Raw genomic sequence first — 15,823 nt, 5'->3', positions numbered from 1 at the left:
GCAACACCTCAACTGCGCAACTTGGCAAGTTGCTGATCAATAGCCGCAGTGATCTGATCGATCGCCTGACTGATCGCAAGGTTATCACCGGACAAAGCGCTGAGCGCCCGGGTTGCATCATCAATAGCGGTGATATTTCGGTTAATTTCTTCACTGACCTGATTTTGCTGCTCAGCCGCTGCCGCCACCTGAAACGCATTGTCGGCAATGGCTGAAATCCCCGATGTAGCACTGGATAGCTGCTCGTAGGAGCTTTCAGCTTCAATTAAAGTGGCGCTCACTTTTCCGGTATTGGCGGTGATCTGACTGACAGTTGTGGCGACCTGCTGTTGCAGGCCATAAATCAGCTTTTTAATTTCATCGGTGGAGCTATGAGTACGGGCTGCCAGCGAGCGCACCTCGTCGGCAACCACGGCAAAACCACGACCCTGTTCACCGGCGCGTGCCGCCTCAATAGCGGCATTCAGCGCCAATAAATTGGTTTGTTCGGCAATAGCCTGAATGACTTCAATAATGCCGTTAATTTGCTGACTGCTGTGTGACACAGTTTCCACCGCCTGCCGGGTTTGTTCAAACTCGCCAGCCACAGTTTTAAAGGCGCCAACCGTGTTTTGAAACAACTGGTTGGCCTGAGTTAAAGCCGCCAGTGAACTTTGAGCACCTTCAGCGGTGCGCCCGGCTAAACTGGCCACTTCATGGGCTGTGGCTGTCATCTGATGCATGGCCGACGCCACATTCTGCACTTCAGAAGCCTGCACCTTGGTGGCCTGATTGGTCTGACTGGACAAGCCAACCAGCTGCTGACATTGTTGCTGCAATGCAACCGAAGATTGTTTTAACGCCAGGATCATATCCCTGAGTTTGGCAGTAAAAGCGTTAAATCCCTGCGCCATATCACGCAGCTCCACATCTTTACTGACCGCCAGCTGCCGGGTTAAGTCCCCTTCCGAACCCGCCAGCTCTTTCATCAGCTGACTCATATTGACGATAGGCTGAGTTGCTGATTTCAGCCAAACAGAAGTTAACAGCACAAACCCAACCAGCAACAGCACGCCAAGCAGCATCATCCGGCTGGTGGTGGCGGCAGAATCTGTTGCCAGTTGCTCTGCCAGCTGATTGGCCACACTTAACGCCACTTCTTTCGGCACCGCAATAACTACATGCCAGTCAGCTTCAGCAGCAGCCACCTGCAACTTGCGGCTAATGACAAAATCCTGCTGATATTCCGATAATTTGCCGCTGTTTGCCGCCAGATGCTGACTTAAACCAGCATCCAGTTCAGCAAGCGGCTGCCCCAGTTTGTCGGGATAACTGTTACTGGCCAGCAATAAACCAAATTTGCTGACCAGATAGAGTTTGGCTTTGCCACCATACAACTGAGCCGCCTGTTGCTGCAGCAAGGTCTGCAGCACAGGTAAATTCATATCCACCCCGGCCACACCCCGAAATTCGCCGGCGGTTAAAACCGGATACACCAGGGAGGTTAACAACACTGAATTGCCCGGGGTGATTTCCCACAAATAAGGTTCCATCAGGCAAGGTTTTTTCTGATCGCGGCTACACAGATACCACTCGGCTTCGCGGATGCCATGTTTGTTTTTGGTCTCGACATATTTCACAGCAGGATCAGGCACCTGCACAAACTTGACGCCATCCTGCTCGCGCACCCAATACACCTCCAGTGTGCCTTTGGCCGAGCTATGCGACTGCTCCAGACCAAAATTGCTGTCGGCATTGTCATACCCATTGGGCTCAAACTGGCCATATAAAGCGCTGACGCCGGTGTTGGCTGTTAATAATTGTCCGGCCATCGCCTGTACCTGCTCACGCTGATAAGGCGCCTGACTACCGCCATGCGCAGTGGCACTTAAAATCGATGCATAATATTTGGCCAGATCAAAATTACGGTTAATTAATGCTGCGGTTTCAAAAGCAATGCCGGATGCCGCGTCTGTCAGGGTTTGTTCGGCCTGTTTTTGCATTGAACTGCTGAGCAAAGCAACTGCCGAGGCATTATTGCGGCTCATCGAATACCAGCCGACGGCCGTCATCACGCCAATACTGATGGCAATAAAAAGTGCCACTCCGGATGTTAACTTAAAGCGTAACGAATCAACTTGCATAACAACTCCTGCTGCAAACAACTTTATTTTTCAAATATTTACCAGGAAAACGTTTTTGCCACTGCCAACGACACTTTGGCATCACCATAAAAGGGCAAGGAATAATCAGTGTCATCAAAGGCCAGGGTCCAGTTCAGGCCCTGCCAGCTGGCAAGATACGCAATACGCCAGTGGTGATAAGTGCCATCATTGTCACGCATAAATTTATCGGTCTGGGTGGAGGTGGAGCGGTCGGCGGTTAATAACAAACTGCCGTTTTCGTGCAGTGGAATGGTATGAAACAAAGCCACAATATAATGACCACCGCCGGCGCCAAAATAATCCGACGCATACCAATAACCTAATTTGGTGCTTTTATAAGACAGCTTCATATAAGCCTCAGGAAAGTTAAAGGCTTCGCTATTGGCGCTTTCACTGCCGTGATAAGTGTATTGTGCCACCCCAAGATCCAGCACCCAATCGGGGCTGAGTTCAGTCCAGTAACCGATGGTGGCATCAAACTCCAGCTCAGTGCCGGGTGAAAACTTGACATTGGACGCCCAAAGCCCGGCATACCAGCCATCCCCACTACTCCAGTCCAGACTCGGCTGCAAGGCTGGGTCATGATTGGTCAGAGTAATACCATTAAACAAGTAGTTACTGGTCACAGAAACAGTGGAACTGATATCTGCATAACAAGGCAACGACAGCAAGGCACAAAGTGCAGAGCTCAGCACAATTTTTTGCATGATCAACCTCAGGCAAGAACCGCTGCGTTGGCTTGTCCTTTTGCCAAACTCAAAGCGACACCACAGAAACATAAAGATCCTGCATGAGGTATAGCAGGCGGCGGCAGATCCTGCCTTTGATTCAGTGATTTAAACCGGAAAAAAACATCTGGTAAGTTTCTGAATTAAATACAGATTCGAACAATAGTTCGTTCAAAGTGCAGCTTGAGCGGCAATAAAGGCCGGCAAAGCAGTGCGCGCATGGGATGTTTGCAGATAAAAAAACCGGCCTGAAGCCGGTTTTTGTGACGGAATGTTAATGCAAGCGCGGCAAGGCTACACCACTGCCGCTGCGGCTCAACATTAGCTGCCGTGTTTGTCGGTGTGACGCATATGCGGGAACAGAATAACGTCGCGGATGCTTGGTGCATCAGCCAGCAACATCACCAGCCGGTCAATACCAATACCCTGACCTGCAGTTGGTGGTAAACCGTGTTCCAGCGCTGTGACAAAGTCTTCGTCATAGAACATGGCTTCATCATCACCCGCCGCTTTTTGCCGTACCTGCTCGTGGAAACGCTCAGCCTGATCTTCAGCGTCATTTAATTCGCTAAAACCATTGCCTAATTCACGGCCGCCGATAAAAAATTCAAAACGGTCAGTGATTTCAGGGTTGTGGTCGTTACGACGCGCCAGTGGTGAAATTTCCGCCGGGTACTCAGTGATAAAAGTTGGTTGTTGCAGCTTGGTTTCGACCAGCTCATCAAACACTTCCATCAGAATACGGCCATGACCATAGTTGGCTTTTACTTCAATGCCTAAAGATTTGGCAAGTTCAGCCACAGCTTCACGGGTGGTTAACTGCTCAAGTTTTACGTCCGGGTTGTAATGCAGAATAGATTCAGTCACTGACATCCGGGCAAAAGGTTTACCAAAATCAAACACATTGCCCTGGTACTGTACTTCAGTAGTGCCAAGCACAGACTGCGCCAGACCACGGAACAACTCTTCAGTGATGTCCATTAAGTCGTTGTAATCGGCATAAGCCCAGTAGAACTCCAGCATGGTGAATTCAGGGTTGTGGCGGGTGGAAACACCTTCGTTACGGAAATTACGGTTCAGCTCAAATACTTTTTCAAAACCACCAACAACCAGACGCTTTAAATACAGCTCAGGGGCAATCCGCAGGAACATCTGCATATCCAGCGCATTGTGGTGTGTTTCGAAAGGACGGGCCGAAGCACCACCCGGAATGCCTTGCAGCATTGGGGTTTCCACTTCTAAAAAGCCTTTGCTGTTAAAAAACTGGCGGATATAAGCCACTGTTTTTGAACGAATTAAAAAGGTTTTGCGCGACTGCTCGTTCACAATCAAATCTAAATAACGCTGACGGTAACAGGCTTCCTGGTCAGTTAAACCGTGGAATTTGTCCGGCAGCGGGCGCAGTGCTTTGGTTAACAAGCGGATTTCATCCAGCCATACCGTGAGCTCGCCGGTCTGGGTTTTAAACAACACACCACTACCACCGATAATGTCGCCTAAGTCCCACTTTTTAAAACCTTCGTTGTAGACATTTTCCGGCAAACTATCGCGGGCAACATACAGCTGCACCTTACCGCCGACATCCTGAATAGTGGCAAAACTGGCTTTACCCATCACCCGGCGCAGCATCATACGGCCAGCCACTGTCACGCGGATTTTTTTCTCTTCCAGCTCTTCTTTGCTCAGATGTTCGTACTGCGCCATGATCTGATCAGAAGTGGCATCACGACGGAAATCATTCGGGAAAGGGTTGCCCTGTTCACGCAGCGCCGCCAGCTTATGTTTTCGCTCGGCAATCAGTTTGTTGACGTCATGATGTTCTTCAATAGGCGTATTTTGTTCTGACATGATAAGTTCCTGATTTAAGCGAAAATTACAAACCGGCTTTAAGGCTGGCTTCAATAAATTTGTCGAGATCACCGTCTAATACCGACTGGGTATTGCGGGTCTCGACGCCGGTACGTAAGTCTTTGATCCGCGAGTCGTCCAGCACATAAGAGCGGATCTGACTGCCCCAGCCGATATCCGATTTGGTATCTTCCAGCGCTTGCTTTTCGGCATTTTGTTTTTGCAACTCAAACTCATACAACTTGGCGCGCAGTTGTTTATAAGCATTGTCGCGGTTTTTATGCTGTGACCTGTCGTTCTGACACTGCACCACTATATTGGTGGGTAAGTGAGTAATACGTACCGCAGAGTCGGTTCTGTTGACGTGCTGACCACCGGCACCGGAAGCGCGGTAGGTATCAATACGTAAATCAGCCGGGTTAATTTCAATTTCGATATCGTCGTCAATTTCCGGCGACACAAAGACCGAGGCAAAAGAAGTGTGGCGGCGGTTGCCTGAGTCAAACGGGCTTTTGCGCACTAAACGGTGTACACCGGTTTCAGTGCGTAACCAGCCATAAGCGTATTCGCCGCTGAACTTGATGGTACAGCCTTTAATACCGGCCACGTCGCCATCTGTCACTTCATAAATTTCCGGACTAAAACCTTTGGCTTCACCCCAGCGTAAATACATCCGCATCAGCATGCTGGCCCAATCCTGCGCTTCTGTGCCGCCGGAGCCAGACTGAATATCCAGATAACAATCGCTGGCGTCATGTTTGCCGGAGAACATCCGGCGAAATTCCAGTTTAGCCAGTTGTGCTGCCAAATCAGCCAGTTCCGCCTGAGCTTCAACAAAGGTGTCTTCGTCTTCGGCTTCAACCGCCAGCTCAACTAAACCAGCCACATCTTCTAAACCCCGGTCGAGTTTATCGATAGTGCCAACAATTTGTTCCAGCGCTGAACGTTCTTTACCCAGCGCCTGGGCTTTTTCCGGATTGTTCCACACCGCTGAATCTTCCAGCTCGCGGGATACTTCTTCTAATTTTTCTTTTTTGGCATCGTAGTCAAAGATACCCCCGAAGCACATTAGTGCGTTCAGTTAAGTCTTTGATACTGTTATAAACTGGATTGACTTCAAACATGATTTTTAAATACGCCTCAAAAATAAGGCGGCAATTGTAGCAAAATTTCAGCAGCGGGTGCAGCCATTTCCTGTTGCGCCAACTGCAAAAGCGTCAGCACTCTGTCATCAGCCTTCTTTGCAAAGCGTCGTCATTTCTGTGGGTTTAGCATTCTGGCCTTATAAATTGCAAGATGGCTGTATTCACACGCTGGTTTTACCAGTGTGATCAAGGCGCTAGCAAACTTGCATAGACAACACTGCTTTACTAATTTAAATAAGATTAGTTACAAATTTATACAATATTCTGACGACTTACATCCAGCGGCGGTAGTAACAACCAGGGTTCGTCCGGTGATGGCAGCGTCTTTATCGCGTAATCAACGCTTTAACTTACCAACCAGAGGATCTCTGTTATGCCCCGTTATCACAAACTTAGTCTTGCAGTTATTTTTGCCTGCGCCGCACCTGCCGCTTTCAGCTCAGAACACTCAGAAAAAGTGCTGGCGGCATTACAGGCCGGCAAAGCCCATGTGGCCCAGGAGCTACTGATCCAATATAAAGCAGGCGCCGGCACCAATGCCAAACAGCGGGCGCTTGGCAAAATTGCGGCAACACCAGCCGAAGTATTAGTGGCTGCGCATCAGCGCCGGGATAAACAAGGGGATTTAGAACTGGTGCGGCTGCCACAAGGCAAGTCACTGCAACAGGCTATTGCAGCGCTGAGCGCCGATGAAGCCGTTGCTTTTGTCGAGCCAAACTGGATTTACAACCATGCTGCCAGCAGCAATGACACCTACTACACCAATGGCGGTTTATGGGGTATGTATGGCGACGGCAGCAGTCCGGCCAATCAGTTTGGTTCACAGGCTGCTGAACAATGGGCCGGCGGCAATACTGCCTGTGGTGATGTTTGGGTTGGCATTATTGACGAAGGTTATATGTATAACCACGAAGACTTAGCCGCCAATGCCGGCAAAAACCCGGGTGAAGTTGCCGGTGACGGCATCGACAACGACGGCAATGGTTATGTAGACGACGTCTATGGCTGGGACTTTGCCGGTAACGACAACTCAGTGTTTGATGGCGCCGGTGATGACCATGGCACCCATGTTGCCGGTACTATCGGCGGTGTCGGTGGCAACGGCAAAGGTGTGGCCGGCGTATGCTGGAGTGTGAAACTCTTTAATGCCAAATTCCTTGGCAACCGGGGTGGCACCACGGCCAATGCGGTTAAAGCCGTGGACTATATGACAGATATGAAAACCCGCCATAACCTCAATATGATAGCCACCAGTAACAGCTGGGGCGGCGGTGGTTTTTCTCAGGCACTGCAGGACGCTATAGGCCGGTCCGATAATGCCGGTATGTTGTTTATTGCTGCAGCGGGCAATGATGCCTACAACTGTGACAGCGGCTCAAACTGTTATCCGGCGGAATACCCGAACAACAACCTGATTGCGGTGGCTTCTATTACCAGCACTGGGGCTATGAGTTCGTTCTCCAGCTACGGCAAAACCACTGTAGATATTTGTGCACCTGGCTCGGCGGTGATGTCGACAGTGCCTAAATCCTCCAAAGGCAAAGTGATCTCAGCTTATGCCAGTTACAGCGGCACTTCGATGGCCACCCCCCATGTGTCGGGCGCAGCGGCTTTATACAAAGCACTGAATCCGGCCGCCAGCCATACCCAGGTGAAAAACGGCATTTTGGGTCAGGCCGCACCAACCACGTCCTGTAACGGCAAAGTCAGCAGTAACGGCCGGCTTGATGTGAGTGGCTATTAACTGACAACGCCGCCAGCTCAGCTGGTGTTGTGATAAAACAAGACCAGCATTGCTGGTCTTGTTGTTTAACGGCTTGCTGAAATCTGCACTGTTGGAAACAACAAATAAAAACAACTGCCATGGCCGGCAGCTGAGTCAAAACCTATCTCGCCCTGCATCGACTCCGTCAGTTGTTTTGCTAATGCCAAACCAAGCCCAGTGCCGCCTTTTTGCCGGGCATCGCTGACATCCGCCTGAGAGAAACGTTGGAATATCAGATGTTTAAAATCTTCCGGAATACCACAACCACAATCTGTCACACTGATTTTTACCTGCTGCTGTTCCAGCGCCACCGTTATTTTTACATCAGCCCCTGCCGGTGAATATTTCACCGCATTGGAAATCAGATTGGCCATGATCTGGGCAAAACGATATTTATCCACCCTGATATAAAGCTTCGCCGTATCCGCCGCCTGTTGAAACACCAGCCGCACTGAGCGCGCCTGACCATATTGCGCATTGTCGTCCACACTTTGTTGCACCAGCGCAACTACGGCATAAGGCTGCATCTCAAGCTGCATCATACCGGCAGATAGTTTTTCAATATCCAGTAAGTCATTAATCAGGTTGGTGAGTCGCTGACAGTTATTGTTGGCCACCTGCAACATCGGCAACATTTGTTCAGACAAAGGGCCCAGACAACCTGACAACACCAGCGCCAAAGCGCCATGAATGGATGTTAATGGTGTGCGCAGTTCATGGCTGACCGTTGAAACAAACTCATGTTTTAACTGCTCCAGGTGTTGACGCTCGGTAATATCCTGCGCCGAAGCGTACATTTTGCATGTAGCCGGATCGCGGATCGAAGACCACTGAAAAGTGACATAATGACCGTCTTTGTGCCGGTATCTGTTGCAAAAACCTGATGTAACGCCACCTTGTTGCAGGTCAGTCACTTCACTTTCGGTTAGGTTTAAATCGTCTGGGTGAATAAAATCGGTAAAGGGTTTACTCAGCAGCTCAGCTTCGCTGTAACCCAAAATCCGGCAAAAAGCCGCGTTGACCCGTTCAAAATAATTGTGGTCATTGGCGATACAAAGCACATCACGCGACAAGGCAAAAAACTGCTGCAGTTCAGCGCGGATCTGTTGCTGAGCGGTAATATCCTGCACCGAACCTATCAGCCGCGCGCCCTGCACAGCATCGGGTGCTGTCCATTTGGCCATTTCATGAACCCAGCGTACTGTGCCATTGGGCAATACAATGCGGTGGATCACATCATGTTCTCCCCCTTTGGCGGCTTTGGCTTCACTGTCCAGCACCAGAGCCATATCTTCCGGGTGGACACAAGAGTAAAACAAGGTCCGGTCAGGCTTGGCCTGCTGTGGATCCACACCAAAAATTTCATACACCATAGGCGACCACCACAACTCGCCCGATCCCATATTGGCTTCCCAAAAACCAATACAGGCATGACGGCTGGCCATCTCTTGCCGCGCCAGCGACAACTGATAATCCTGCTGCAACCGCAGATGCTGACTAAAGGTATGCACAGTACTGGCCACTGATGCCATGGCGGTGACAAAATGTTGTTCATCCACAGTCCATTGCCTGGCCTGCTGCTGTTCAATACAAATCACGCCACACAAGCCTTGATCTGACTGGATCACCGCGTCCAGCATTGAACAAATGCCGGCCGACTGCAGATAACCATCTTTAAACTCTGCTGTAGCGGGATGAGTGGCGGCATCTGAAGCGGTAATTAACACATCCTGAGTTAAAGCGGCAAAATAAGCCGGATAATTACTGCGTTTCAGGTTGGCGCCTTGCTGATGGGATTTTGTTTGATACTGAAACAAATCTATACATTGCAGTATGTCAGTTTCAGTAAATAACCAGACACTGACTCTGTCGGCATACAAAGCCCGGCTGATTTGTTCCGTCAGAAACTGCCATGCCTTGTGAGTGTCGTTAGCAAACAGCAGCGGCGACGCCAGAATTTGTGCCTGCAAGGCTAATAATTGTGGTCCCTGGCGCGGAGCATTGCCTGGAACGTTTGAGGGCGGCATCTGTGTCATGGCTACATTGCCCCCCAGGCTGCTGAACTTGTTTATAAGTTTTAGCAGTCTTACTTTCCTGCGGCAAGGATAAGCGCCTTGCCGCGTCAGGCTACGGGCAGCAAATCGGCTTTAGTGATGTGCTTACAGCGCCACCATCTGCCTCACCAGCAACTGCAGATTTTGCTGATCGCGAAAGTCGTTGATATCCAGCTGATAAGCCAGTTGCACCTGTTGCACGCTGGCATTGGGCCAGCTTTTGTTGTCGGCATTAAACCAGATGGCATCCAGCAGCTTACCGTCGCTGGCCTGTAACACCATTTTTAAGTGTTTATCCGACAATAAACGCTGCTGCACCAGTTTAAACCGACCTTCAAATACCGGCTCCGGAAAGGCCTGCCCCCAGGGCCCGGCTTGTTGCAGCAAATCAGCAATGTCGGTGGTTAAATGTTCTGGCGCAAGCTCGCCGTCGGTATAAATCACAGCGGTTAATAGCTCTGGTGTCAGGTATTTTTTTGCCACCTGATTCAGTGCCTGCACAAAAGTCTCAAACATCGCTTCGGCAATGGTTAAGCCGGCAGCCATGGCATGACCACCAAACTTTTTGATGAGCCCCGGATGCAAAGTAGAGATTTCTTCAAGCAAATCACGGATATGCACACCATGAATAGAACGGGCTGAGCCTTTTAATTCACCGTCATCACCTTTGGCAAAAGCCAGCACCGGCCTGTGGTACAGCTCTTTGACCCTTCCGGCCAAAATACCAATGACCCCCTGATGCCAGTCGCTCTGATATAAACACAAACAATCCGGCAACTCGTTGTCTTTAAACGACAAACGTTGCAAAAACGCCAAAGCCTCGGCCTGCATGCCCTGTTCTATTTCACGGCGTGACAAATTCAGGCTGTCCAGCTCAGCAGCCAGGCGCCTGGCGTTGTTGATGTCGGGTGACAATAAACAGGCAATGCCGAGCGACATATCATCCAGCCGGCCGGCGGCGTTTAACCTCGGCGCCAGCGCAAACCCAAAATCCTGCGCTGTCAGTTTGCTGGCTTTACGGTTAGCAACATCAATCAACGCCTGAATACCGGGGCGCACTTTGCCGGCCCTGATACGCTGCAAGCCCTGATGCACCAGAATCCGGTTGTTGCTATCAAGCGGCACCACATCGGCCACAGTGCCAAGCGCCACTAAATCCAGAAGTTCGGCCAGGTTTGGCTCCGGCATGCGGGTAAAATACCCCTCATCACGCAGTGCGGCACGCAGGGCCAGCAGCAGATAAAAAGCTACACCCACACCGGCCAGCGCTTTACTGGCAAAGTTACAACCGGGTTGATTGGGGTTGACAATGGCATCGGCGGGGGGCAGTTCGCTGCCCGCCAGATGGTGGTCGGTGACCAGCACTTTAACCCCGGCTTGCTTGGCAACAGCCACACCTTCAATGGCTGAAATACCATTATCAACAGTGATGATGAGCTCTGCGCCTTCAGCCACGGCCAGCTCTGCCATTTGGGGGGACAAACCATAACCAAAAGCAAATCTGTTCGGCACCAGCGACTGCAGATTTAAAAAACCAAAGGCTTTTAAACCGGCCAGCAACACTGCTGTGCTGGTGGCACCGTCGGCGTCAAAGTCACCAACAATCACAATTTTTTGCTGCTGCTTTAGCGCGTCCACCAATAAAGCAGCAGCCTCCTTTATGCCTTTAAGCTGCTGATACGGCAATAAATGGGCGGCGGAGCGCTGCAATTGCTCCGGCAACGCAATACCCCGGTGAGCATAAACACGTTGCAATACCGGATGCACAGGCAATAAAAAGGCCGCCTCGGTTTGCACCGGGCGGACCTGAAGTTTTTTCGGGCTATAAGTCATGCAATAAACTTATTTCGCCAGATTAGCAAGAGTGGCCACCAGCGCTTCTGCCGGCTGATAACCCGGCACCAGAGTGCCGTCCGGTAATACAATGGCCGGCGTACCACTGATGCCAAAACTCTGACCTGTTTCATATTGTTCAGCTACATTGTTGCTGCACTGGGCAGGGGCAATTTTACGGCCGGCTTTGGCCTGATTCATCGCTTGCTGTTTGTCATCAGCACACCAAATAGACTGCAGTTCGCTGTAGGTTTCGCTTTGCACACCACCGCGAGGGAAGGCCAGGTAACGCACTGTAATGCCTTTATCCAGATAGCTTTGCATTTCGTTGTGCAACTTGCGGCAATAACCACAACTGGTGTCGGTAAACACAGTCACCACATATTTTTCGTTTTTGGCTTTAAATTCAATGCTGGAATCTTTTAACTTGCTGACGCCTGCTTTACGAACGCCCTGCAGTATAGAATCGTTAACTAACTGCTTGTTTTTTAAATCGTAAATATTGCCTTCAATTAAAAACTGACCATTGTTCGCAGCAAAAAACAAACCTCTGTCGGTCAGTACCTGCTGTACACCCGGCACCACAGAATCGGCCACCGAATTCACCTTCAGCCCCAAAGCCGCCAGTGCGGTCTGTAATTCTGAACCCTGTGGCAGTTTTGCCGGTACTGCAACAGCCTGCGCCGTTACCATTGCCATCATCAGGCCCGCGACCATCATTTTCATGCTGTAATTCCCGTTTTATTCATACGTACATCAACCCCGCGGATGATGTTGTTGGTGGATTTTCTGCAAACGTGTTTGCGCTACATGGGTATAAATTTGTGTGGTGGATAAGTCACTGTGTCCTAACAACATCTGTACGACCCGCAAATCTGCCCCATGGTTCAACAAGTGGGTGGCAAAGGCGTGTCTGAGTGTATGTGGAGACAAAGGCGCGCTAATACCAGCCACCTGCGCATAAAATTTTATCCGGTGCCAGAAGGTCTGCCTGGTCATTTGGCTGCCTCTGTTGCTTGGAAACAACACATCAGACTGCTGCTGCAACAATAAAGCGCGCCCCTGCTGCAGATAACGCTGCAGCCATTCTGCAGCCACTTCCCCTATAGGCACCAGTCGCTCTTTACTGCCTTTACCCAGCACCCGAATCACACCCTGGCGTAAATTCAGCTGCTGCATGGTTAAACCGCAGAGTTCACTGACCCTGAGCCCGGCAGCATACAACACTTCCAGCATCACTTTGTCACGAAACTGGATCACATCACTGACATCAGGTGCTGTCAATAAGGCATCCACATCGGCTTCAGATAAAGATTTGGGCAAACTGACGCCAATTTTGGGGTTCAGCATTAAAGCAACCGGGTTTTCCACACACAACTGCAGTTGATGTAACCACTGATAAAAACGCCGCAAACTACTGAGCGCCCTCGCTGTGCTACGGGCCTGCAACCCCTGGTCATGGCGGTAAGCCAGATAATGGTTCAACACGTCAGCCGTAACCTGCGGCAACTGGTAGTGCTGGGTTGCAGCAAAAGCGGCAAATTTACGTAAATCAGTGCCATAAGCGGTCAGCGTATGGGCGCTGACGCCTTTTTCCAGCCACAGCTGATCCAAAAAGCGCTGGATCAGCGTCGAAGTAGCCTCTGGCAACACAGGTTTCAGCTCTGGCGTGACAGCTTTTGTACTCATACTACCTCTTACAGACACTGCACCTTGCTTTGAGCAGGCTCGTGCTTCTGTTAAACTCCGGCGCTGCTTCTTTAAAATAACCTGACGCAGGTTTGTTATGTCATTAAAAATTGCTGTGTTTTACGGTTCAACCACCTGCTACACCGAAATGGTGGCGGAGAAAATTCAGGCGTTATTAACTGCAGATCCGGCGCTGCCAAAGGATTGCAGTGTAACACTTCATAATTTAAAAACGCAGCCTCTGAGCCGGATGGCCGATTTTGACGTGCTGATCCTCGGCATTTCCACCTGGGATTTTGGTGAATTACAGGAAGACTGGGAAGCGCAGTGGGATGACATTAGCAGTGTTGACTTAAGCGGCAAAATTGTCGCTATGTACGGTATGGGTGACCAGCTGGGTTATGCCGAATGGTTTTTAGATGCGCTGGGCATGCTGCATCATGCCATCAGCGAACAACAGTGCCAGCGCATTGGCGTCTGGTCGACAGAGGGTTATGACTTTATCAAGTCCAAAGCGGTGACAGAAGACGGCGAATGGTTTTATGGCCTGGCGCTGGACGAAGAAAACCAATATGACCAGACAGATGAAAGAGTGATGCGCTGGTTAAATCAGCTGCTGGATGAAATGGCCGAACTGGCAGAATTACCTTAAAACTGCTGCGAAGCCGCTGCTGGTCTGAACTGTGCAGAAAAAAAGCAGAAATGTTAAAAAACCGCTTGCATAGGTACAAAGCTTTCCATAGAATGCGCGCCACTGAAGGGCAAGTCAGTCGAAAGGCTGAACACGCAAAGCCACAGATCTAAAAGTAATTCAATGAGTTACTCATGATAGCTGGGTTACCGTCGTCGATAGACGATGTCAGGGCGCAACAAATTCCTTGTTGTCCCGCGTGCACCGCACTGACTGCCGCTTCTGAAATCCAATTTTGCCAAGATTGCAAACAACCCGGAACCGGAGCTGGTCATGAAATTAAAGTTTTTACCTCTGATTGCTGTATTAGTCACCCCATTTGTTACTACCACTGCAGCTGCCAATGATCAGGTTGCACAGTCTCTGTGTTCTTATATTCAGGCTGATGACAAAAACAACCTGCGTAAAACTTTATCTGACAGCCGCCTGCGTCTGAAAAACGTATACGACGGTGTTGCCTGTGACGGTTTACCGATGATCCGTTTTGCCATCAAGCACAATGCTGCTGACACAGCTGAATTTATTATCAAGCAGTTACCAGGCAGCCAGATCGTTAAAATGGCAGACGCTGAATGGGCCGCCAGCAACGGTTTTGCTCAGTCACCAATTATTGAAACTTTAAAAGCCCGTAGCTCAAGCTAAGTGCTTTAAGTTGTAAAAAAGGCGCCTTTTTTTGGCGCCTTTTTTCTTTGTTTAACCGGCCAGCATCTCTTGTTGCAAAGTGCCGCCAAGCCCTTGCTGCTGCCACCAGCGGCTCACTTCAGCATCAGCTTTCACCAGCTGCCAACTATGGCATTGGTTAAAACGACAATAATCCGCCAGTGCTTGTGCCAGCGCCTGTGCCAGTTGTGCAGTGAGTTTTACCTTGGGCAATAACAGCAGATGTTGTAATAACAACACACCGTTTTTACGCTCGGCCTTCACGTCCAGTTGACCAATAAAGCTGCTGCCATAAAGCACTGGCAAGCTGTAGTAACCAACTTTCCTTTTTACTTCAGGTACATAAACTTCTATCTGATACTCAAAATTAAACCAGTGTTGTAGGCGCTGGCGCTGGATCACCAGATTATCAAATGGGTTCAGCAAGCTGATTTGGCGCCGGCAACGCGCTGGTGGTAATAAATCCTGTTGCCAGAAATAACGCTGCTGCTGGTGCGAAAAGCTCACCAACTTGCCAGCTTCGGTTTGCTGCAACAACTGCTGCTCTACTGACGCTTTGATACCGGGGCGCAAATAACTGATTTGTGCCACAGAACCAAACCCATGACTTTGCAGATATTTCTGCACCAGATAAGCGGCAAACTCCTGCTCGTCCGGTACCCGGCAATCCAAACCAGACGGTAAAACCCGTTCTGTTAAATCAAATACTTTCTGAAACTTGTCACGGCGCACCACCATCAGTTCACCTTGCATAAAGAGCTGCTCCAGCGCCTGTTTTGCTGGTTGCCAGTCCCACCAGGGGCCGTTTTTAGTTTGAGTGGCCGTAAAGTCGCTGGCTTTTTGTGGCCCTTCGGCTCTGATCCGCGCCAGCACTTCTTGCATTTGCTGATGATTAGGGTCAAACCAGTGTTTTTTGCCCTGTTGCAGCTGCTGCTTGCGATACAGGCTAAAACGATAATCGGCCATCGGCAGATAAGCGGCCGCATGTGACCAGTACTCAAAAATCTGTTTTTTACTCAGCAGCTCATCCAGCCAGAGCGGCCGATAATCTTTGACCCTGCTTGCCAGCACATGATGATGAGCACGCTGCACTACATGAATAGAATCAATCTGCACATAACCCAGCTGGTTGATCATCTTCAGAGTACCGGCTTTGCCTTTGGCTTTTTGCAACAAGCCCTGCTGCTGCAAATTCAACAAACGGAATTCATCAGGGCTAAGCGGCAGCTGGGTCATGGCACTGGTCCTTGTTGTACAGGCATCTGA

12 protein-coding genes and 1 riboswitch are annotated in these 15,823 nt (G+C 50.0%); of the genes, 3 read left to right on the top strand and 9 right to left on the bottom strand.

Annotation, left to right across the window (positions count from 1 at the left end; all coding sequences use genetic code 11):
• Positions 1–8: 8 nt before the first annotated feature.
• The 4 genes from N3Z11_RS05095 to prfB form a co-directional block, all read right to left on the bottom strand.
• A complete protein-coding gene (locus tag N3Z11_RS05095; RefSeq protein ID WP_260656076.1) occupies positions 9–2,123 on the bottom strand; it encodes a methyl-accepting chemotaxis protein in 2,115 nt (704 codons plus the stop codon).
• A 38-nt stretch (positions 2,124–2,161) separates the two neighbouring features.
• Positions 2,162–2,851, bottom strand: coding sequence for a TorF family putative porin (locus N3Z11_RS05090; protein WP_260656075.1), 690 nt, complete (start codon positions 2,849–2,851; stop codon positions 2,162–2,164).
• 342 nt (positions 2,852–3,193) lie between these two features.
• Positions 3,194–4,720: a lysine--tRNA ligase gene (lysS, locus tag N3Z11_RS05085; protein ID WP_260656074.1), complete on the bottom strand. Its 1,527-nt coding sequence runs from the start codon at positions 4,718–4,720 to the stop codon at positions 3,194–3,196.
• Between the two features lie 25 nt (positions 4,721–4,745).
• Positions 4,746–5,844 (bottom strand): peptide chain release factor 2 gene (gene prfB, locus N3Z11_RS05080; protein ID WP_260656073.1). Its coding sequence is split into 2 segments (ribosomal slippage): positions 4,746–5,768 and positions 5,770–5,844, totalling 1,098 coding nucleotides; the frame shifts between segments, so codons are not numbered across the junction.
• A gap of 394 nt (positions 5,845–6,238) precedes the next feature.
• On the opposite strand from prfB, the gene N3Z11_RS05075 reads away from it, so the two are divergent.
• On the top strand, positions 6,239–7,609 hold the full coding sequence (locus tag N3Z11_RS05075) for a S8 family peptidase (RefSeq protein WP_313771332.1): 1,371 nt from the start codon (positions 6,239–6,241) through the stop codon (positions 7,607–7,609).
• Positions 7,610–7,674: 65 nt separating this feature from the next.
• Here N3Z11_RS05075 and N3Z11_RS05070 read toward each other — a convergent pair whose 3' ends face one another.
• The 4 genes from N3Z11_RS05070 to xerD all read right to left on the bottom strand — a co-directional run bounded on the left by N3Z11_RS05070 (position 7,675) and on the right by xerD (position 13,167).
• Positions 7,675–9,666: a PAS domain-containing protein gene (locus N3Z11_RS05070; RefSeq protein WP_260656072.1), complete on the bottom strand. Its 1,992-nt coding sequence runs from the start codon at positions 9,664–9,666 to the stop codon at positions 7,675–7,677.
• Between the two features lie 123 nt (positions 9,667–9,789).
• Positions 9,790–11,517 carry a single-stranded-DNA-specific exonuclease RecJ gene (gene recJ / locus N3Z11_RS05065; protein ID WP_260656071.1) on the bottom strand — a complete coding sequence of 576 codons (1,728 nt, stop codon included), beginning with the start codon at positions 11,515–11,517 and terminating at the stop codon, positions 9,790–9,792.
• Positions 11,518–11,526: 9 nt separating this feature from the next.
• Positions 11,527–12,243 (bottom strand): bifunctional protein-disulfide isomerase/oxidoreductase DsbC, encoded by a 717-nt coding sequence (gene dsbC, locus N3Z11_RS05060; RefSeq protein WP_260656070.1) that lies wholly within the window; start codon positions 12,241–12,243, stop codon positions 11,527–11,529.
• Between the two features lie 30 nt (positions 12,244–12,273).
• Positions 12,274–13,167: a site-specific tyrosine recombinase XerD gene (gene xerD / locus N3Z11_RS05055; RefSeq protein ID WP_409566852.1), complete on the bottom strand. Its 894-nt coding sequence runs from the start codon at positions 13,165–13,167 to the stop codon at positions 12,274–12,276.
• A 136-nt stretch (positions 13,168–13,303) separates the two neighbouring features.
• Here xerD and fldB point away from each other — a divergent pair, with 136 nt between their 5' ends.
• The gene (gene fldB / locus N3Z11_RS05050) at positions 13,304–13,858 is read left to right on the top strand and encodes a flavodoxin FldB (RefSeq protein ID WP_260656068.1); all 555 of its coding nucleotides are present in this window, start codon (positions 13,304–13,306) and stop codon (positions 13,856–13,858) included.
• Between the two features lie 98 nt (positions 13,859–13,956).
• A riboswitch (cyclic di-GMP riboswitch) is annotated at positions 13,957–14,051 on the top strand.
• 119 nt (positions 14,052–14,170) lie between these two features.
• Positions 14,171–14,539, top strand: a complete 369-nt coding sequence (locus N3Z11_RS05045; RefSeq protein ID WP_260656067.1) for a DUF3718 domain-containing protein — start codon at positions 14,171–14,173, stop codon at positions 14,537–14,539.
• Between the two features lie 51 nt (positions 14,540–14,590).
• Here the strand turns inward: N3Z11_RS05045 and N3Z11_RS05040 are convergent, their stop codons facing one another.
• A complete protein-coding gene (locus tag N3Z11_RS05040; RefSeq protein WP_260656066.1) occupies positions 14,591–15,793 on the bottom strand; it encodes a winged helix-turn-helix domain-containing protein in 1,203 nt (400 codons plus the stop codon).
• Positions 15,794–15,823 lie beyond the last annotated feature (30 nt).

It is taken from the genome of Rheinheimera sp. 4Y26 (genome assembly GCF_025245835.1).
Classification (GTDB): Bacteria; Pseudomonadota; Gammaproteobacteria; order Enterobacterales; family Alteromonadaceae; genus Pararheinheimera.
Note: the sequence above shows the minus strand (reverse complement) of the source record. Positions and strands in the feature narration are given on the sequence as shown.